Source organism: Nostoc sp. UIC 10607 (genome assembly GCF_047228265.1).
Taxonomy (GTDB): Bacteria; Cyanobacteriota; Cyanobacteriia; order Cyanobacteriales; family Nostocaceae; genus Nostoc; species Nostoc foliaceum_A.
This window is the reverse complement of record NZ_JBIQNW010000018.1, coordinates 2,077-23,097: the sequence shown is the minus strand read 5'-3', so window position 1 is coordinate 23,097 and position 21,021 is coordinate 2,077. Positions and strand designations below refer to the sequence as shown.

Below are 21,021 nucleotides of genomic sequence, written 5' to 3'. Positions count from 1 at the left end.
GTTTTGTCAGATGAAGCAGAAATCACCCGCTTGCCATCGGGGGTGAGGGCTACTGCTAGTACAGGGCCGCTATGACCATTAAAAGTGCGCTCATCCTCACCAGTTTCCAAATTCCAGAGTTTGAGTGTGTTGTCAAATGAAGCAGAAATCACCTGCTTGCCATCGGGAGTGAAGGCTACTGCATTTACCGAGTCGCTATGACCATTAAAAGTGCGCTCATCCTCCCCAGTGTCCAGATTCCAGAGTTTGAGTGTTTTGTCAGATGAAGCAGAAATCACCCGCTTGCCATCGGGGGTGAGGGCTACTGCTAGTACAGGGCCGCTATGACCTGTGAGGGTGAGAAGTAAACTTCCGCCAGGAGAAATTAAGTTAGATGTTAACGGACGCAAGCAAGGTGAAACTTGCTGCTGCTTTGCTTGCTCCAATATTGCTCGAATTTCCGATACTTCAAAGTGCTGCATTCGCCCCCACAATTGCCCTGCCAATTGCCTTTTATCTTTTACTAAAATATGCGCTGACAGTCGCAACGCTCCTTGAATCAATTTCAGCGTTTTGACTTGCTCTGGATTATATTCAGGGTTGTTTAATAATTCTGAATCATTAATTAAATCGTAATCCTCAATGAGTGACTGCACACCAAAATCAGAATGATTGACTTTAGCATCGATAAAATTAAAATCAGTCAGTCTTTTATAAAAGGGTTTCCACTTTCCTATCTTTGCTTTAACACGAGGGTCAATAAGGATGGTTCGCTGGTCGCTTAACGATAACTGGGCAAATTTTTCAGCAAAACTACTCATCTTTGCCCTCACCTGATTTTAGGCTTGCCCACAATTGGTCATTAGAGTTAGAAATAATACCCTGAACCTCTTGCCAATCAATATTATTATTCTTCTTTTCTCTTTTAAGAGTAGATTGGTTGCGAAGGAAATCTGCAAAACTTTGGTGATAAATTGAATAGTAATCTTCCTGATTTTGTTTTTGTTTTCTCAAGAATTCCAGCCACTTATTCAAAAGCTCCAAAACATCATATTCATCCCGTTTAGTTATGCGGGCAATGGATTCACAAGAAATGGGTTTACCTACCTCAACCAGTACACAGAGAATAATTGCATTTGTCCGCTTGTCTGGAGTTTCCATTTCCATCTGCTTCCAATGCTGTTCATAATAACCCTGAAGTTTCTCAGGCAATTCTTCTAAACTTAAGTCTTGATAATCTCCTCTAGCAATACTTGGTAAGACATAGTACAGGTACATAAAATTGTTTTCACTTTTTCTTGCTACCTGCTCAACAAAATCTAGTGGCTGAATGTTGCGTTGTTGAATCCATGCCTTCAAACTATGACTCTCTGGCTCATAATTGATAAATTTATTAATGTACTCTCTAACATCATTTCGATTCCAGACTCTATATTCATTCGCTGTTAAATCCAACTGCTGCTCTGAAATTTCTTCAGTTAACAAGCGCTTGTCATTTTGGGCATAGCGTCGCCTAGTTAGCAGAAAATATATTTTTTCTGGCAGATTCTTGGGTAAACTTAAAAGATTTCCTGAACCTGATTGTTCGACTTCATCGAGTGCATCAACCACAATTACCAAACGTTCATCAGTTGCAAATTTTTTATTGACTTTAGTCAACAAAGTAGGTAAATTATCATTCTCTGCATTCTCTAACTCATAGCGATTAATCAGTTGTTGACGAATACTTTGCAGAAATTGGTCTGGTGTGTTGCGACCTTCTGCCCGAATATTAAAGTAGCAGATAGCTTTGTATTTTAAGACGGATTGGGCTGCGATCGCACTTTTCCCCATCCCCGCATCCCCAATCACGGTAAAATAACCTTTAGGATGCTTTTTGAGGAAATCATCAAACTCCTTAAATACAAATACCCGTCCGCAAAACGCCTTAGTTTTTTCTTCTATTAGTGCCTTAAACTCATCTGGATAAAGCGACTGTTCTGGAGATTGTGGAGATTTATTCAGGCGTTCTTGAAGTTGTACATTAGTTATAACTTCTCCAGGATTGATAGAACGTTTTGCCACGCTGACAAAAACCTGATAAAATTCCTGAACCTCAGCTAAATCTATTTTTGCTTTTTGTGCCTCATCTTTTAATGTATTCCATTCTTCATTATTAATAGCCAACGCCTTTGCTGCAAAAGCCTTGACAAAAGCTTTTTTAATCTCTTTATTCCTAAAAAAGTTGAGTATATAATCATCTTTAAATACGCCATACTCTACCAAAGCATAAACATAAACCCCTTCAAAATCTTTAGGAGGCTGTATTGAGTCGAGGTTTAAGCGTTTTAAAATTTTAATAATATATTCATTACGTTGAGCCTGCTGCATACCAAAAGAAACAGTAGCAGGTGCAACAGCTTTAATAGCATTAACTACAGATACAGGGTCAATATTCATTTTTCCTATAACAAGAGCAGATTGTAATACCCTTACCTTATCGTATATTTACTTAATACATAATTTCCCAACCTTGCAACAAAAAACTCCCCTCTATCAAACCTCTGCGTTCCTCTGCGCCAACCCTTGCGTTCCTCTGCGTTTAAAAACATTCCCCTTGTAAACACAGAGAGAAACAAAATTTTGCAAAATAGTCCAATATGTGATAATGAGTTGCTTGTACTGCGATCGCTCACCTATATTAACTCACTAGCGATCGCCACTTCATTTGCCCTCACCCTGAATGTAAAAGCTGTTATTGCCAACATCACGACATTCCTCACCAACATCACAACATTCATCACCAACATCACGACATTCATCACCAACATCACAACATTCATCACCAACATCACAACATTCATCACCAACATCAGGACATTCATCACCAACATCAGGACATTCATCACCAACATCACTACATTCATCACCAACATCGCGACATTCATCACCAACATCACTACATTCATCACCAACATCGCGACATTCATCATCAACATCGCGACATTTTGGTATAACCGATTCCCCAGTCTCTATTCTTTACTTTACAGGCGGACACACTTGCTGCACTTTTTGGGGAAGTTGCCGACACATCTGCTGGAATCCTTGAGGATTAATTTGCCACCAAGCAAATAATCCTAGACTTGTACCTCCAACAAGCAACGCCAACACTCCCCCCAGCGTTGCCAAACGTTTGCCCCGATTAGGTTTTGTAATTAAGGTTGGTGGAATTTCTGGGCTGAGAATTGGTTCCTCTGCTATATCCAACTCTAGATCCAAATCTAGCAAAGTTTGCGAACTTTCTGTAAAGGAAATTAATTCCTCCTGTTCCTCCTGTTCCTCCTGTTCCTCTTCTTCCTCTAGTTGCTCTTCTTCCTCTTGTATTTCTGCTTCTATAATCTCTTCTGGCAACGTTGGAGTCACAGGTAGTACGTATTCTGGGGAGACACGGTAATAAGTGAGAACAACCGATGTATTATCACGCCCATTTTTTTCGTTTGCTAAGTTAATCCAGTTGCGAACAGCATCTTCAACTGTCAATTGCCCTGCTAACACGGGTATTGCATAATCCTGCCAAGATTGTTCCACCCAGTTATTATCACTTAAACCATCAGAACACAGTAGCAAGATGCCATCTTCTTCCACAATAAATCGCTGAACCTTGAGACGCAAAGATTCTGAATCTCTTGTCCCCAATGCTTGAGTTAAAGCACTAGCATCTGGTCTGAAGAGTGCCTTTCGATACAAGCTTTTCGCAAAGCGGACTTCCCGCATTGCTACATCATCATCTACTGTCAGTAGCTGGCAATAATTGCGAGTAATCCAATAGGCACGGCTATCGCCAACATTAGCCAAATAAAGCTCATGGGTATTATTTGATTGCCAGCCAGTACTTGTCTGCACTCGTTGGGGAACTTGCAAGGCCATTACAATAGTTGTAGCCATGCGTTCTTTGCCTTGGCGTTTTTGTTCATTATTGCGGGCACAAATCACATTATTTACTACCCGCAAGCTTGCTTCTAGTTGTTCTTGCAACAACTCTGGTGGTACAAGTACAGTTTGTTCTGTAACCTCCCTTAGTAAAACGCGAATTTGCAACTTTACAGACTGCACTGCTAACTGGCTGGCAACCTCACCGCCTTCGTGTCCACCAATGCCATCGCAAACAATCGACAAGTGGCGCAATAAAGGTTCATCTAAATCGCTCAAAGCATTGGGATAGCAAGCGTCTTCATTTTGTGCCATCAATGGGCCAACATCTGTAGAGCCTGCCACCTTTGAGACTAATGGCAATTCTGCCGCAGATGCTAGTAGTAAATTATTGAGTTGAATATTAATAGCGTCTAACTCAATCTCAGTTTCACACATCTGCTGGACTATGTTTTGTAAGCCCTTGGCTACTGATGCCTTTGCAGACGCTACCCAAAATTGCCAACACTCCCCTAGATTTTGTAAACTCAGCTTCTCATCTGCTGGTGTTTGGTAGAGTTCTAACAGCCGCACACACCAACCTTGGACTCTCAAATTGTCTACTACCAGTAAACTGCGGCTAAGTCCCAATTCTGATAAAGGTGTCCAAAGTTGGAGAATTTGCCACAGCCAATAAACTTGTCGGACTGCTGTTGCTTGCTCCCATGCCTCAACAATAGTTGGATAGATATTTCCTGTCTTATCTATTGGCACATTTTCCAACAAGAGGATATCAGTTGGATCTTCCTCAAGATTACTAGCAAACCCATAAGCCTGGGGCAAATGCAACCGCTCTTGATATAACCGTAGATAAGGAATTACTTCCGTTGGCAATTCTTCAGGTACATCTGGCGGCAGTGCCGGTTGAGTATCCAGCCAAATCTGGGGACTAATTACCTCATACCTGTCTGCTACCGTTGTGCCTGGTGTAATTTGAGCAGACGATGAGCCAGTAGCCCAAAGATAGCGGTGAACCAAAGGAGTTTGGCAACTGGCACAAACACTATCTCCCATTGGATTAATGGGACTCTTACAGCGGGGATTTATACAATAAATTATCAGTTGAGTAGAAATCATAAAGGTATAAATTATAAGAAACCAATCAACTCATGAACTTCGATTAACTTTAGCTGGCAAAGACTTGAAGGCTAGAATAGACTGGATTTGTGTACCGCTAGCTACACCTTGTTACTGAAATTAATCAAAATTATTGGTAAAAAGACCAAGTTTTGTTTTCTGTAAATAACTTACGTCTGGCTGTATCTAATCGTAGAAATGCATTTACGTCAATGTAGAGTTTAGGATGGCGCTATGCCAAGTTTTACCTTAATCTGGCTTCTGGCAGGAGCAGTTCTGTGTTTAACAGAACTGTTTTTACCATCGGCGTTTGTCGCCTTCATGATGGGAATTAGCGCTTTGCTGGTGGCGCTGCTGTCTGGAGTGGGTTTGGGAAATGTATGGTTGCAAGTTTTAATTTGGTTATTACTTTCCACATTACTAATTGTGCTTTCTCGTCGGTTTTTGCAACCACGACGACGCCAGTCGAAAATTCAGGATGCAGTTATAGCCGAAACTTTAACAGAAATCCCAGCGGGGAAAACAGGGCGGGTGCTGTATGAGGGAAATTCCTGGCAAGCACGATGCGACGATGACAAATTTACCGTAGCACCCCATCAAAGAGTTTATGTGGTGAGAAGAGAAGGTACTACTTTGATTGTGATACCAGAAAATTTATTGAGTTCTTAGTCATTTGTTATTGGTCATTGGTCATTGGTCATTAGTTTTTTTCCCCTCCCCCACTTCCTTTACTTTTGAGTTACATTTGATACTTAAAAAATCAGGAGATTTACAATGGAACAGTTCTTTTTACTAGTCTTTTTAGCCCTTGGTGGTTCTGCTGTAGCGGGGTCTGTCAAAGTCATCAATCAGGGTAATGAAGCTTTGGTGGAAAGATTGGGTAGCTATAACAAAAAGCTGGAACCAGGAATGAATTTTTTAATTCCTTTTTTAGATAAAATCGTTTACAGAGAAACTATCCGGGAAAAAGTCTTAGATATTCCTCCCCAAAAATGCATCACCCGCGACAACGTTGGTATTGAGGTAGATGCAGTATTTTATTGGCGCATTGTGGATATGGAAAAAGCCTGGTATAAGGTAGAAAATCTCCAGTCGGCAATGGTGAATATGGTGCTGACTCAAATTCGCTCCGAGATGGGACAACTAGAGTTGGATGAAACCTTTACTGCTCGTTCCCAAATCAATGAACTTCTGTTAAGAGATTTGGATATTGCTACAGATCCTTGGGGTGTGAAAGTGACGCGGGTAGAACTGCGAGATATTGTTCCATCTCAAGCGGTGCGAGAATCAATGGAATTACAAATGTCAGCAGAACGACGTAAACGGGCAGCAATTTTAAATTCTGAGGGTGAACGCGAAGCTGCTGTAAATAGTGCTAGAGGTAAAGCAGAGGCGCAAATATTGGATGCCGAAGCTCGGCAAAAATCGACAGTTTTGCAAGCGGAAGCTGAACAAAAGGCGATCGTTCTGAAAGCTCAAGCTGAACGTCAGCAGCAAGTTTTGAAAGCGCAGGCGATCGCAGAGTCATCAGAAATTATTGCACAAAAGCTCCAGACGAATCCCAATGCTAATAAAGCAGTTGAAGTTCTGTTTGCCTTGGGCTATCTCGATATGGGCGCGACAATTGGTAAAAGCGATAGCAGCAAGGTATTATTTATAGATCCGCGCACTATTCCTGCTGCTTTCGAGGGTATGCGTTCCGTTATCTCAAATGGTCAGCTTGACTCTAACGAGTTGTTTCCTAAACACATACCAGGATTAGAAAATAACCGCCCTATTTAGGAGAGACGCGATTAATTGCGTCTGTACTGGGGAGCTACGGTGTATACACAAGTCAGTCTTTTAGACGCGATAAATCGCGTCTCTACATGAGATAAATCGCGTCTCTGAGATAAATCTGAGGGCTTTCTGGCTTATCCTAAGGGTATTGGGATAAAACTGGTGACTTGTGTGTACACGGTAGATACTGGAGAGTGGGCAATACGGTTCGAATAAGGTTTTTTGATGAAAATTATAGATCACAAAGACGCAATAAATCGCCGTCTTTACAATAATCAGTCCTTTGTAAAGACGGCGATTTATCGCGTCTCTTCCCTTAACCGAACCGTATTGGGGGAGTAGGGACAAGGAGACAAGTTTCTTCCTTGTCTCTTCGTCTTTTTCCAATGACTAATGACTAATATTAAAATATTAGAAAATACCTTCAGGTCGTAGCGGAATGCGGGGAGCGTCAAAAGAGTAATTTTTGCAAAAACTCGAATTTCCCAACATTTCAAAGCAGGTATGGGGCAATGGTGCGATTAAAACCGTGGCAGTGGGTCGTTTTAGCAATCCCGATCGCGTTTATTATCATTTTTTTACTGGTATCCGCCGGTACGCAAATTCATGCGTGGGGCATTAATTGGATTTGGGGTGTATTCACCCTTTTATTCGTTGGTTGGCGTTGGCTATTGGTCAAATGGACTCAACCAGCTGTTAACCAAGTGGAGGCTGTATTAGCCCAAGTCCAAGAAGAACTGGAATCGACAGCAGAGAATACAGTAGCGCCACCAGTGGGAAGTGACACCACAAAGCTTGCAGAAGCTGCACTCCAAGAGATTCTGCAAGCAGCACAAAGCGATCGCCCGATTTGGGAAGACTGGCAAACTTTTTGGACGCGATGCCAAGATTTAGTGGTAGCGATCGCTCATATCTATAATCCTCAGATTCAATATCCCCTGCTGAATATTTACGTCCCCCAAGCTTACGGGCTGATTCGGGGAACGGTGGATGATATGGATCAGTGGATGCAAAAGTTATCGCCTGTCCTCAATCAGGTAACGATTGGACAAGCATACCAAGGATACGAAGTCTACCGGAAGTTGGAGCCATCGGCTCGGAAATTCTGGCGTGTTTGGAACTGGGCACAGTGGGTCTTAAATCCGGTGGCGGCGGTGGCAAAACAAGCCACTCAAGGTTCTAGTAACCAAGCAACTCAGCAATTGTTGGGGAATTTGAGCCAGTTATTCCGAGAAGCTGCCCTGAGAAACTTATGTCGGCAAGCGATCGCACTCTACGGACGTAGCACATTACCAGTTTCAGCAACTGTTGTTTCCACACCAACTTTACCCAAGGCAAAAACTCAAACACTCCGAGAAATATTGACTCAAGCTCAACCAGCCGAGGCGGTTGAGCAAAAGCCTGTGAATATTCTGCTGGTAGGGCGCACGGGATCAGGAAAAAGTAGCCTGATTAACACGCTATTTCAGGCGGATCTCGCAGCCGTTGATGTTTTACCTAGTACCGATCGCATTCAAAATTATCAATGGCAGACTCAAAGCGGAGAATCCCTCACGCTTTGGGACACACCTGGTTATGAACAAGTTAACCGTGCCGATCTCCGAAACTTGGTGCTTGATTATGCCATCAATGCAGATTTGCTGCTGTTAGTCACCCCTGCCCTCGATCCTGCCCTACAAATGGATGTGGACTTTCTGCAAGATATTAAAGCAGAAGTTGCAGATTTACCTGCGATCGCGATCGTCACTCAAGTAGATCGTTTACGCCCCATCCGCGAATGGCAACCGCCTTATGATTGGGAATGGGGCAATCGCCCAAAAGAAATTGCCATTCGAGAAGCCACTGAGTATCGCGCCAAACTGCTGGGAAACTTCTGTAATCTAGTTTTACCTGTGGTTACAGGTGACAGCAAAACGGGTCGAGTTGCTTGGGGAGTGGAGGCGCTTTCACTGGGATTAGTAGATGCGATCGCACCAACCAAGCAACTCCGTCTCGCCCGCTTTTTACGTAACCTAGAAGCCCGCACCGTCGCCGCAGCCAAAATCATCGACCACTACACCTTCCAAATGGCGACAACACAAGGACTAACGTCTTTGCTCAAAAGTCCCGTTCTCCAGTTTGTTTCTACGCTTTCAACCGGATCTCCAGCCCTAGCGTATATGCTGGCAGAGCAAATTCCCGTGGAACAGTTGCCGATTGTGATTGGCAAACTCCAAATGGGATATGAGCTTTTCTCGCTCTTGAATACAGCTAACCCTAACCCGGTCAACTTTGAATTGCTATCCCTCTGGCCGCTACTGCTAGAAAACTCCGCTTCGCCCGATCGCAACGCCTGGGCATTTGGTCACGCTCTAGTGGAGTACTGGACTCAGAATTTGACAGTTGCACAACTCCGGGAGCGATTTGAATATTATCTGTCAATGACCAAATAATTTGTCTGCGATAAGCGATGTCTACGACGGGGTTGTGACGCTCCTGCGGACGCTCGTTCCTCGCTACCGCTTTGCTAACGCTAATGCTACGCTATCGGTGACACATCTTTCATTCTCTCGCAACTGCTACGCCTAAATAGCGAGTTTGCTAACTACGTTCCCCCTGTATATTAAAACCACAAGTTGCGTTAGCCTTCCAGTACTTTACGAATATTTACTCAGCAGCGTTAAAGATATTTATACCCAGAAAGAAGTTAACAAAAAATGCGTTAACAGGTCGTAATCTTAACATCAAAGTTAAGATTACGATTAAGAGTAGGTGTCTGCTGAAACCTACCCACTTTACCTGAATTTTTACAGAGACATCCCTTTTGTTCGGAGTTTTTTATGAAAAATATATTACAAACCTCCATCTCTCAAGAACAGAATTCACATCAGAGCTATAACATTTTGTCTTACAATCGGCTGCTTGCGGTCGTGAAAGATTTGGCTTGTGTGCGAACTATTGAAGAAATTATCGAGATTGTGCGTTTGGCAGCTCGCGATCTCACTAATGCTGATGGAGTAACTTTTGTATTGCGGGATGGTGAATGTTGCCACTATGTCGATGAGAACGCCATCGGGCCCCTTTGGAAAGGTATGCGTTTTCCGCTCAAATCTTGCATCTCCGGTTGGGCAATGCTCAATAAACAAGCAGCCGTAATTGAAGACATTTACCAGGATGCTCGAATTCCTCTTGATGCTTACAAAGTTACTTTTGTCAAGAGTTTAGTGATGGTTCCCATACGGGTTTCTGATCCACTGGGTGCGATCGGAGCGTACTGGAGTACACAACACCGAGCCACGCCCCAAGAGATAGAAATGCTTGAGATTTTGACTGATACTACAGCAGTTGCGATCGCGAACGTTCAACTTTTCCAGAAACTTACGAACCAAAACGCGCTTAAAGACAAATTCATTGCAATGCTAGCTCACGAGTTGAGGAATCCCGTTGCTCCCATCTCGAACGGAGTTCAGCTTCTCAAATTGAAGCTGGGCGAGACTGGCTCAGTCGGAGAAACAGTTTTAATGATGCAACACCAGATTAAGCACCTCTCGAAATTGATCGATGAGTTACTTGACGTATCGTCCATCACCTACGGGAAGATTTCATTAAACCTTGAGAAGCTTAATCTGGTGGAATTAGTTCGCCAGAGTCTTAATGACTATGCACAAGCAATAAAGAAATCGAATCTTACCGTAGTAGAAAACTTGCCAAACAAGCCTCTGTGGGCTTATGTTGACCCGACCCGTTTCTTCCAGGTCTTTAGGAACCTTCTTGATAACGCCTTAAAGTTTTCCAAGCCAGATGGGACGATTTGGGTCGATCTCTCATTCCTTCCCGGTGAACATGGCTCAGGTAGTGTAGCGGTCTTATTTGTAAGAGACTCAGGCATAGGGATAGACCCGACAATCTTACCAGAACTCTTCGAGCCATTTACCCAAGCCGATCGCAGCCTAGATCGTTCAAGGGGCGGGCTAGGTTTAGGACTCTCAGTAGTCAAAAGTCTTGTCGAACTTCATGGCGGTAATGTTGAAGCCTCAAGTAGAGGGGTCAATTTGGGAGCAGAATTTAAAGTCACTCTCCCTGTATGCGAAGAGATTACAACCTTGGACAACGACTTAGAGATTATAGAGGCGGCTAAAAAATCGTTGAAGATTTTAGTTATTGAAGATAACGACGATTCAGCCGTATCATTACAAGCAGTACTTGAGTACTTTGGGCATGAAGTTTCCATTGCCAAGAATGGGATTTTAGGGGTAGAAACTGCAAGGAAGTTTGAACCTAATGTGATTATTTGTGACATCGGACTTCCCGAAATGGATGGATTCGCCGTTGCACAGGAACTGAGTAAAGACCCCAAATTTACTCACTCAATTCTGATTGCGCTCACCGGTTACGGTGGCCAGATGGATAAAGAGCTTGCGCTGAAGTCTGGTTTTAAATGCCACTTGACCAAGCCTGTGGACTTTGAAAAACTTACGGCAGAAATTGATCAATACTTTCTCATGAGTGCGTAAGCGTAGCCCATCGTAGACATCGCTTTTATCCCATTAAATCACCTGTGGCAGCCTCACCCGGATAAAAGCGATCACTCAAAATTTCTTCAAAAGCATATAAACATAGCTGGGGAAAAGTTGAGAGTGGCAAATTTGTTTCTCCTGATGCTAAATCCCTACCATTTTCATAAGATTCCTGGAGTGCTTCTTCAAGGTAAGGTTTCAGACTAGGATTCTCGCTCAACAACTTGATAATTTCCCGTCGTTGTACTCTAATTGTTGCTAACCCTTCGGGTGACGCTCCTAACGTCGCTAACGCTGCGCTAACGCCAGTCGCTACAACGGGGGGAACCCCCGCAACGCGCTGGCTCACCAACTACGACTGCGTTGATTTGGTTGATATTCCCATTTGAGCAAATGTCCAATTAAAATACTAAGACGATTTCTCAACTCTTGGCGTTCCTTCCTTCCCAAAGATTCGATTTCCTCAATTAAATTGGGCAGATCAAGCTGGTTCCATTGGTGATGACGCAGAAGGTTAGCCTGTTCTTGAGTCCAACTGTAGAAGTCTGCTTCATACAAGTTTTGCATCAGTTTTTTGCCGTTTTTTAGGTTTATATTGTCTACATAATTTAAAAATTCATAATTATGTTTCAGATAGAACTTTAAACTCTATCTAAAACAAGACTACTAGCTACAAACCATTTTTAATTACAAATTACGAATTACGAATTACGAATTAAAAAGTCATCACACTCCGAATTGATTCACCTTTGTGCATCAATTCAAAAGCATCATTAATTTGCTCAATAGGCATCACATGGGTAATCAAATCATCAATATTTATCTTACCTTCCATATACCAATCAACAATTTTTGGCACATCTGTACGTCCTCTCGCGCCACCGAATGCCGAACCTTTCCAAACGCGCCCAGTTACTAATTGAAAAGGACGAGTACTAATTTCTTGTCCAGCACCAGCAACACCAATAATTACGCTAACGCCCCAACCTTTGTGGCAGCATTCTAATGCTTGACGCATAATTTTGACATTACCGATACATTCAAAACTGTAATCAGCCCCACCTTTTGTTAAATCAACCAAATAGGGAACTAAATCCCCCTCTACTTCCTGCGGATTGACAAAGTGCGTCATGCCAAACTTTTCCGCCAAGGCGCGTTTACTGGGATTAATATCTACCCCGACAATCATATTTGCCCCTACCATCCGCGCCGCTTGAATGACATTTAAACCAATACCACCCAAGCCGAAAACCACAACATTTGCTCCCGGTTCCACCTTGGCAGTATTGATGACTGCACCAACACCAGTAGTCACACCACAGCCAATGTAACAAACCTTATCAAATGGGGCATCTTCCCGAATTTTTGCCAGGGCGATTTCTGGCAGCACCGTATAGTTAGCAAAAGTTGATGTACCCATATAATGATGAATCATCTGCCCATCGATGCTAAAACGACTGGTGCCATCGGGCATCACACCGCGTCCTTGAGTTAAGCGAATGGCTTGACAAAGATTAGTTTTGAAACTCAAACAATATTCGCACTGACGACATTCGGGAGTGTAGAGAGGAATCACATGATCCCCTGGTTTGAGGCTGGTGACACCAGCGCCTACCTCCACCACCACACCAGCGCCTTCATGTCCTAAAATAGCCGGAAACAAACCTTCGGGATCATCGCCAGATAAAGTAAAAGCATCGGTATGACAAACCCCACTAGCTTTCACCTCAACTAACACTTCGCCAGCTTGTGGCCCCGATAGTTGAACGGTTTCAATTGTCAACGGCTTACCTGCGCTGTAAGCTACTGCTGCTTTAACTTGCAACATCAGCCCTCCTGTATAGTTTTGTCATTTGTCATTTGTCATTTGTCATTGGGATTAGGGGAGAGGTGACAGGTGATAAGGAATAATCTGTACCCTGTAACCTATACCCTGTAACCTGTACCCTATTCTCTTCTTTACTCCCCAGTTTCCTCACAGGCATTGAACGCATGATACACTTTTGTATCACTTCATCGTATTTATTAAGGAAAATCGCCGCTATAACGATAAATATTACTTTGTCAAAATATCATTCTCTAGCTAGATTGGTTAAAGGCGGCAACAGCTGTTTTGACAACAATGTAAACTGAATGTCAGCAGCAACACCCCAAATAATTTGTCCACCTCTCGATTAATACATTTTGTCACAGCTTATGAACCCTGCCCTAACTCAAATTGGCGCTCAAATGTCCAACCTGACTGGCGTCAGAGCAATAATGAAGGATATTATCGAAACATTACGAGCGGGTGCAGGGCAGCAATTTATTAATTTGAGTGCTGGTAATCCGTTGATTTTGCCAGAGGTAGAGCAGTTATGGCGGGATTGCACTGCACAGCTTTTGGCTAGCCCAGAATATGGTGAGGTAGTTTGTCGCTACGGCTCAAGTCAGGGTTATGCACCGTTAGTTGAAGCGATCGCTAATGATTTTAACAAACGCTACGGTTTAAACTTAAGCGATCGCAATATCCTCATCACCCCCGGTAGTCAAACCCTCTACTTCTACGCTGTGAATAGCTTCGGTGGCTACACCCCTAGCGGTGAGTTAAAAGAAATCGTTTTGCCTCTCAGCCCTGACTACACAGGTTATGGCGGCCTCTCCTTAGTTCCAAAAGCCTTAACTGCTTACAAACCAACTCTCGATATTGATGAAGCCGCCCACCGATTTAAATATCGCCCCGACTTCAGCCAACTGTCGATTACAGAAAATACGGGTTGTATCCTCTTCTCACGCCCCTGTAATCCCACTGGTAATGTCCTCACTGAGGATGAGGTGAGAAAGATTGCTGCCCTAGCTGCACCTTACAATCTACCCGTGTTAATTGACTCAGCTTATGCGCCTCCCTTCCCGGCATTAAACTTTACTGAAATGACACCAGTGTTTGGTGATAACATCCTCCACTGCATGAGTTTATCAAAAGCGGGATTACCAGGAGAAAGGGTTGGTATTGCCATTGGGGATGAAAAGTGGATTGAAGTGTTGGAGTGTTTTCAAGCAAATATTAGTCTCCATTCTTCACGTTATGGCCAAGCGATCGCAGCTCTTGCAATCAATTCTGGTGCTTTAGTCGAAATTTCTCATACTGTCATCCGTCCCTTTTACCAAAATAAATTTACCGTTTTAGAAACCAGCTTAGAACAAGCGATGCCCAAGGATTTACCTTGGTTCCTCCATCGCGGTGAAGGAGCAATTTTTGCTTGGTTGTGGTTACAGGATTTACCCATCAGTGATTGGGAATTTTACCAGCAACTTAAGCAAGTAGGTGTGATTATTGTCCCAGGAAGTAGCTTCTTCCCCGGTTTAGAGGAAGAATGGGCCCACAAACACCAATGTTTCCGCATCAGCCTTACAGGTACGGATCAAGAGATAGCCACTGCTATGCAACGTTTAGCCAAAGTGGCTGAAGAAGCTTATAAAGGTGCGGCGGTGACTGCCTAGTACCGCAAGGCGGAATTAAAAATTAAAAATGAATACAGCGTAAGCATTTCATTTATTCAGAATGGGTGGTTTATTTCCGCCGTGTTGTACTAATAGGAAAAATGGAAATGAAACACGAAGAAGCTAATAAAGAGATCGGAGGCAGAGGTGCGGAGGGGCAGAAACCAGAAGGCAGAAGGCAGAGGGGCAAGAGAGTAGGAGGAAATTCAAAAATTCAAAATGTCCAATCTCCAGTCCCTAATCCCCAGCCCGTAGTTCCCAGTACCCAATCCCCAGTCCCTAATCTCGACAATTGGCTAGAAATTGGCACGATTGTTTCCCCTCAAGGATTGTCTGGAGAATTAAAAGTTTATCCTGTATCAGACTTCCCCGAAAGATTTGAAGTACCGGGAAAACGTTGGTTGTTGCGTTCAGGTGACACAGAACCGCAACCAATCGAATTATTAACAGGACGTTATATCAGTAATAAAAACTTGTATGTGATCAGATTAGCTGGCGTGGAAAATTGCGATCAGGCGGAGGCATTGCGCGGTTGTAAGTTAATGGTGCCAGCAAGCGATCGCCCCCAATTAGGCGAAGATGAATATCATGTCCTCGATTTGATTGGCTTGGAAGTCTTCATGCAAGCATCTGGCGAACTCGTTGGTACAGTGGTAGATATCATCCCTGCCGGCAATGATTTGCTAGAAGTAAAGTTCCATGAATCATTTGCTACTGACAAAAAACAAAAGACTGTTTTGATTCCATTTGTGGAAGCGATCGCACCAGTAGTAGACTTGAAATCTAATCGCATTGAAATCACCCCACCGCCTGGGTTATTGGAAATTAATAATTAGAGTATTAATTGAATGGAAATTATTAATTTTGAATTTTGAATTTTGAATTCGGAGCAAAGCGACGTGACTCAAGCTTTACCAAAAATCGTAACTTTTGAAGAATTTGTCAAGTGGAAGCCAGAGAATGAGCGCTATGAATTGCACAACGGAACAATTGTTAAAATGCCTCAACCTGTAGGAGATCATGAAGAGGTAACAGGATTTTTAGCCTTTGAAGTGACTAGAGAATGTATCCGTTTAAATCTCCCATACTTCATACCCAAGACAGCGCTTGTCAAACCACCTGTAAATGAATCAGGTTATTCGCCAGATGTACTGTTGTTGAATCGCCCTAATTTGATAAATGAACCTCTGTGGAAAAAAGAATCTACTGTTATTCAAGCTGCGTCAATTCCTTTAATTGTTGAAGTTGTTAGTACAAATTGGCGTGATGATTACCTCAAAAAATACGCAGATTATGAAGAGATGGGAATTCCTGAATACTGGATTGTTGATTATGGTGCTTTAGGCGGTAGGGAGTTTATTGGCAAACCAAAAGAACCTACTATCTTAGTTTGTTCTTTGGATGAAGGTGAGTATCAAGTTAGTAAGTTTAGGGGTACAGATCGCATTCATTCCCAAACATTTCCAGAGCTAAATTTAACTGCTCAACAGATTTTTCGAGCGGGTAATATTTCAGCGTAATATATGCTGGCTAAATAATTATTAATTCATATTTTGAGGATAAAGAAACTTGATTTATCAATGGATAAATGAAACTGAAGAAAATGCAAATTGATAGTATTAATCAATAGTCGCAGCTATGCCCGTCATAATACATCGCTTTTTGTCCTTTGCCCAAAGCTAAAGAACTTAGTCACAAAGGCTGAAAAAAATCATCATGGGTAGATGGCCATCATTTGCAAAACCAGTATAATTGCTTACTGATGAATCCGTCAAAATCCTTTTTGTAATGGAGTGTCGAAATGACATTAGCTACAACTCCACAAACAAAGCCTTTAACAGATGAAGAATTACAGAAGATAAACGCCTATTGGCGTGCTGCTAACTATCTTTCCGTTGGGCAGATATATCTACTGGACAATCCGCTACTGAGAGAACCCCTAAAGCTGGAACACGTCAAACCCAGACTCTTGGGTCACTGGGGAACAACACCAGGGCTGAACTTGATCTATGTTCACCTGAATCGGGTCATCAAAAAATATGACCTCAACACTATTTATATTGCTGGCCCTGGTCATGGAGGCCCTGGACTGGTAGCCAACACCTACCTAGAAGGCACTTACACCGAGTATTATCACAACATCTCCCAGGATGCAGAAGGAATCCAGAAACTCTTCAAACAATTTTCTTTCCCTGGTGGTATTCCTAGCCACGTTGCACCGGAAACTCCCGGTTCGATCCACGAAGGCGGGGAATTAGGTTATGCCCTCGTCCATGCTTTCGGTGCTGCCTTTGATAACCCTGACTTGATCGTTGCTGCTGTTGTGGGTGACGGTGAAGCTGAAACAGGTGCTTTAGCAACTAGCTGGCATTCCAATAAGTTTCTTAACCCTGTGCATGATGGGGCTGTACTGCCGATCCTCCACTTGAATGGGTATAAAATTGCTAATCCAACAGTATTGGCACGAATAAGTCATGAGGAATTAGAAAGCTTATTTGTAGGCTACGGCTACAAGCCATACTTTGTTGAAGGTGACGATCCCGCAGATGTACATCAGCAGATGGCGGCGACTCTAGATATAGCGATCGCAGAAATTCAAAGCATCCAAAGAGAAGCCCGCGTACATGGTTTCACCGAACGTCCCCAGTGGCCGATGATTGTCATGAGAACCCCCAAAGGTTGGACAGGGCCCAAGGAAGTAGATGGTAAAAAAACCGAAGGTTATTGGCGATCGCACCAAGTTCCCTTTGGCAACATAGCCAAACAGCCAGAACACCTGAAACTCCTAGAAGATTGGATGAAGAGTTACCAACCAGAAGAACTCTTCGACGCTAACGGCACACTGATCCCAGAACTAGCAGAATTGGCTCCCAAAGGTCATCGGCGCATGGGTGACAATCCCCACGCTAACGGCGGTATTTTGCTGCGCGACCTGAAAATGCCCGACTTTCAAGACTATGCCGTAGATATTCTCAAACCAGGCCAAGCGATCGCTGAAGCTACCCAAGTTGCCGGAAAATTCCTGCGGGATATCATGCAACTTAACCAAGAAAGCCGCAACTTCCGTATCGTCGGCCCCGACGAAACGGTATCAAATCGCTTAGGCGGTGTGTTGGAAGTCACAGACCGGACTTGGGTAGCCGAGAAACTCCCAGAAGATGACCACCTTTCCCCCAATGGTCGGATAATGGAAATTCTCAGCGAAACTTGTTGTCAAGGATGGTTAGAAGGCTACCTTCTCACAGGCCGCCACGGGTTCTTCTCATGCTACGAGGCGTTCATCCACATCATTGACTCAATGTTCAATCAGCACGCCAAATGGCTAAAAACGACCAGAGATATTCCCTGGCGTAGACCAATAGCTTCTCTCAATTATCTACTCACCTCCCACGTTTGGCGGCAAGACCACAACGGCTTCTCGCACCAAGACCCCGGTTTTATTGACCATGTAGTCAATAAGAAAGCAGAAATTGTTCGCGTGTATTTGCCCCCCGATGCAAACACTCTGCTATCAGTAACTGACCATTGTTTAAGAAGCCGTAACTATGTCAACGTTATTGTTGCTGGAAAGCAACCAGCACTGCAATACCTCGACATGGATGCTGCTATCAAGCACTGCACCAAAGGCATCGGTATTTGGGAATGGGCAAGCAACGACCAAGGCGGCGAACCAGATGTAGTGCTGGCTTGTGCTGGGGATATTCCCACCTTAGAAACTTTGGCGGCTGTAGACATTCTGCGCCAGCGCTTCCCTGAGTTAAAGGTGCGGGTGGTGAATGTAGTCGATTTGATGACACTACAGCCAAAAAGCGAACATCCCCACGGTTTGAGCGAAAAAGACTTTGACACGATTTTCACCACAGACAAACCGATTATCTTTGCCTTTCATGGCTATCCCTGGCTGATTCATCGCCTAACCTATCGCCACACCAACCATAATAATTTGCATGTGCGTGGCTACAAGGAAGAAGGAACCACCACCACTCCCTTTGATATGGTTGTTCTTAACGATCTAGATCGCTTCCATTTGGTGATGGATGTTATTGCTCGCGTACCAAAGCTAGGATATAGGGCAGCTTATGTCAAACAGGAGATGCAAGATAAACTCATCGAACACAAACATTACATTGAGAAGTACGGCGACGATATGCCGGAAATTCGGGACTGGAAGTGGCCCTATTAAGAAGAAGACACACTTTTTCAGTTGAAGAGAATACACAACTTTGCCAACTCCCTTACTTTGTTGGAAAGGGAGTTTTCGTGTATGTCAGTGAACCAGCTACACTTCTCAAAACTTGATCAAAAAGCGATCGCACTTAGTACTTCTAACATACCTCGCTCATCTTAACCTTCAACTTGAGCGATCGCCTCAGTTGGCGATAAATCACCATCAATGACAGACATCAGAACTGGTAAGTATTTATCCATCATTCGTAGATTGGTATAAACCATTGTTTTAATTAGTGCTGAATTCAGATTAGTTACCTCAGCTTCAACGCTTGTTTTATAACGAACTTCTCCATCAGCAAAATCTAGTTCAAAGTTGCCAACCATCATACCGTAGTTTGCTCTAGTTAAAAACTCAGCCACTTGGAAGCGTTTCTCTTCTGGTGTTTCTAATGGACTTACAGAATAAAAAATAAATTGCTTTTGCACCTCTCTAACTAGGGCGTAGCAACTCCATTGCCCATTATTACCCTGAAACCCCATTCCTAAAGCTGACTCCCCCTCTAGCTTTTCAAACGGCCAGTTATCTTCTTCAAAGAACTTAATAACCGTTTCAAACATTTGCGCCATATAAATTACCTCAGAAAGCTTTTAATCGGGATTATTTTTTCTAAATAATAATCAACAAAGCTTAAATAAAAATTTTTCATTTTTCTACATTAATTTAAAGCATATTCTTTTCTCTAGCTAGCCTCCGCATCCTATCCAAGGCATTAGTTGCTCCCATACTAGTGTTTTCCATCGTTTGTAAAGATGCTTCTGCATTCTGAGGAACATCATCGGGCTTCTTGAATTTCACATTTTTCACATTAAAAGACTCAATCTCTTTTGCCGCTTCAAATGATATATAAGCTTCTAAATAATCATTGTCTGGATTACTTTGATTAGTTAATCCGGCTTTGTAGGCTTTCCAACCTTTTCTAAGCGCCAACTCGTACAAATTCCTCATTTGTATTTCTATTTTTTTCTTTTGACCTGGCTTTAGAAGATCATTCATATCTTCAAAAAGTTGTGAAATATATTTTGCTTGCCTGAATAAATTACCTGCTTTCTCAGCAAGTTCAGCACTTTCCGAAAGAATGGAAGTATCCAAATCCTGTTTTTCTCGCAGATTTTCAATAATCTTTTGAGCTTCTTGTTTAGCAGTTGTATGTTCCAAAAACTTATCAGCTGGATATATAAGATTAGAATTCTCTTGAGGAATTGTAATTTGGACGTATACACCTTTAAGGCTTACTCCACCATCTTGAAGCATTTGTAGAACTTGGCGGGTCATAGCTGCATCGGGATGATAGTGACCACTTGCGTCAGTAATACCTTGCAGCACTCCATCTTTAATTTCTATTTCACCTGCCGCAGCAACTTCAGCCCCAGCTACAAAACTTGAGTGGTGAAAAATCCATTGTTGCTTTTGACGCGGGTCTAGTCCTTGTTGATACTCAGCCGCCTGATCTGCGGCGTAAATCTTACCGTTAACGGTCATTACAAATATTGCTTTACCACTGCTTGAACCCCATAGAGTTTTCATTTCTTTCGTCTTATAGGGCTTTCCTTTCCAAATAAACTTGTTTTGATCCTCTTTATCTTGTTCTTTAGACTCTGAATCATGACCATAGAGTTTGCCATCTTGAATCTTGAGCTTTTTAGCTTTGCGATCTCGTCCATATAAATGTCTGATAGCTTTACCCTTATAAGCCGGATGCCAGTTCTGCATTTGACCAATGATTTTGCCATTATCATCTTTAACTTCACCTTGGTTTTCTTGCTGCGTTTTATTTTTTTGATTAGATGCTTTTCTTTCTCCATATACTCCTAGTTGTTTATTTGATTTAAACTTGTTGTCATCTATTTTTTTAGATTCCAGAAACTTTGTTTCTGAAATTTCAAATTTACCCTCTTCTTGTTCAAACTTGTTTTCCAAAAATTGTGAGTCTTTTCTATTGAAATAATCTTTAGACTTTTGCTCTTCTAGTTGAGGTTGTGAATAGCCATCATTTTGCTCTTCTAGTTGAGGTTCTATATAGCTATCAGTTTT

14 protein-coding genes and 2 pseudogenes are annotated in these 21,021 nt (G+C 42.8%); 9 read left to right on the top strand and 7 right to left on the bottom strand.

Going from position 1 to position 21,021, the window contains the following annotated elements; translation table 11 throughout:
* A pseudogene (locus ACEYW6_RS17255) lies at nt 1-800 on the bottom strand (hypothetical protein); the annotation flags it as partial.
* A complete protein-coding gene (locus ACEYW6_RS17250) occupies nt 793-2,418 on the bottom strand; it encodes an NACHT domain protein (protein WP_412980668.1) in 1,626 nt (541 codons plus the stop codon). The gene ACEYW6_RS17250 and the pseudogene ACEYW6_RS17255, both read right to left, overlap by 8 nt.
* Before the next feature lie 298 nt (nt 2,419-2,716).
* Between ACEYW6_RS17250 and ACEYW6_RS17245 the strand changes: the two genes are divergently transcribed.
* Entirely contained in the window at nt 2,717-3,067 is a 351-nt protein-coding gene (locus ACEYW6_RS17245) for a hypothetical protein (RefSeq protein WP_412980667.1), read from the top strand.
* Here ACEYW6_RS17245 and ACEYW6_RS17240 read toward each other — a convergent pair.
* Nucleotides 2,998-5,004, bottom strand: a complete 2,007-nt coding sequence (locus ACEYW6_RS17240) for a protein phosphatase 2C domain-containing protein (RefSeq protein WP_412980666.1) — start codon at nt 5,002-5,004, stop codon at nt 2,998-3,000. The genes ACEYW6_RS17245 and ACEYW6_RS17240 overlap by 70 nt on opposite strands.
* 234 nt (nt 5,005-5,238) lie before the next feature.
* On the opposite strand from ACEYW6_RS17240, the gene ACEYW6_RS17235 reads away from it, so the two are divergent.
* The 4 genes from ACEYW6_RS17235 to ACEYW6_RS17220 all read left to right on the top strand — a co-directional run bounded on the left by ACEYW6_RS17235 (nt 5,239) and on the right by ACEYW6_RS17220 (nt 11,276).
* Nucleotides 5,239-5,673 carry an NfeD family protein gene (locus ACEYW6_RS17235; protein WP_412980665.1) on the top strand — a complete coding sequence of 145 codons (435 nt, stop codon included), beginning with the start codon at nt 5,239-5,241 and terminating at the stop codon, nt 5,671-5,673.
* Nucleotides 5,674-5,778: 105 nt separating this feature from the next.
* A complete protein-coding gene (locus ACEYW6_RS17230) occupies nt 5,779-6,786 on the top strand; it encodes an SPFH domain-containing protein (RefSeq protein ID WP_412980664.1) in 1,008 nt (335 codons plus the stop codon).
* Nucleotides 6,787-7,295: 509 nt separating this feature from the next.
* On the top strand, nt 7,296-9,215 hold the full coding sequence (locus ACEYW6_RS17225; protein WP_412980663.1) for a GTPase family protein: 1,920 nt from the start codon (nt 7,296-7,298) through the stop codon (nt 9,213-9,215).
* A gap of 387 nt (nt 9,216-9,602) precedes the next feature.
* On the top strand, nt 9,603-11,276 hold the full coding sequence (locus ACEYW6_RS17220) for an ATP-binding protein (protein WP_412980662.1): 1,674 nt from the start codon (nt 9,603-9,605) through the stop codon (nt 11,274-11,276).
* Nucleotides 11,277-11,301: 25 nt separating this feature from the next.
* Here ACEYW6_RS17220 and ACEYW6_RS17215 read toward each other — a convergent pair.
* Nucleotides 11,302-11,846 (bottom strand): annotated as a pseudogene (locus ACEYW6_RS17215) (DUF29 domain-containing protein).
* A 148-nt stretch (nt 11,847-11,994) separates the two neighbouring features.
* Nucleotides 11,995-13,104, bottom strand: coding sequence for an S-(hydroxymethyl)glutathione dehydrogenase/class III alcohol dehydrogenase (locus ACEYW6_RS17210; RefSeq protein WP_412980728.1), 1,110 nt, complete (start codon nt 13,102-13,104; stop codon nt 11,995-11,997).
* A 371-nt stretch (nt 13,105-13,475) separates the two neighbouring features.
* Between ACEYW6_RS17210 and ACEYW6_RS17205 the strand changes: the two genes are divergently transcribed.
* The 4 genes from ACEYW6_RS17205 (at nt 13,476) to ACEYW6_RS17190 (ending at nt 18,942) form a co-directional block, all read left to right on the top strand.
* Complete coding sequence (locus ACEYW6_RS17205; RefSeq protein WP_412980661.1) at nt 13,476-14,759, top strand: valine--pyruvate transaminase; 1,284 nt, start codon at nt 13,476-13,478, stop codon at nt 14,757-14,759.
* Between the two features lie 107 nt (nt 14,760-14,866).
* Nucleotides 14,867-15,595 (top strand): ribosome maturation factor RimM, encoded by a 729-nt coding sequence (gene rimM, locus ACEYW6_RS17200; RefSeq protein ID WP_412980660.1) that lies wholly within the window; start codon nt 14,867-14,869, stop codon nt 15,593-15,595.
* A 63-nt stretch (nt 15,596-15,658) separates the two neighbouring features.
* On the top strand, nt 15,659-16,279 hold the full coding sequence (locus ACEYW6_RS17195) for a Uma2 family endonuclease (protein ID WP_412980659.1): 621 nt from the start codon (nt 15,659-15,661) through the stop codon (nt 16,277-16,279).
* Between the two features lie 281 nt (nt 16,280-16,560).
* A complete protein-coding gene (locus ACEYW6_RS17190) occupies nt 16,561-18,942 on the top strand; it encodes a phosphoketolase (protein ID WP_412980658.1) in 2,382 nt (793 codons plus the stop codon).
* 161 nt (nt 18,943-19,103) lie between these two features.
* On the opposite strand, the gene ACEYW6_RS17185 is transcribed toward ACEYW6_RS17190, so the two are convergent.
* Nucleotides 19,104-19,556, bottom strand: a complete 453-nt coding sequence (locus ACEYW6_RS17185; protein ID WP_412980657.1) for a YbjN domain-containing protein — start codon at nt 19,554-19,556, stop codon at nt 19,104-19,106.
* A 94-nt stretch (nt 19,557-19,650) separates the two neighbouring features.
* Nucleotides 19,651-21,021: hypothetical protein (locus ACEYW6_RS17180; RefSeq protein ID WP_412980656.1), on the bottom strand; the 1,371-nt coding region annotated here is incomplete at its 5' end.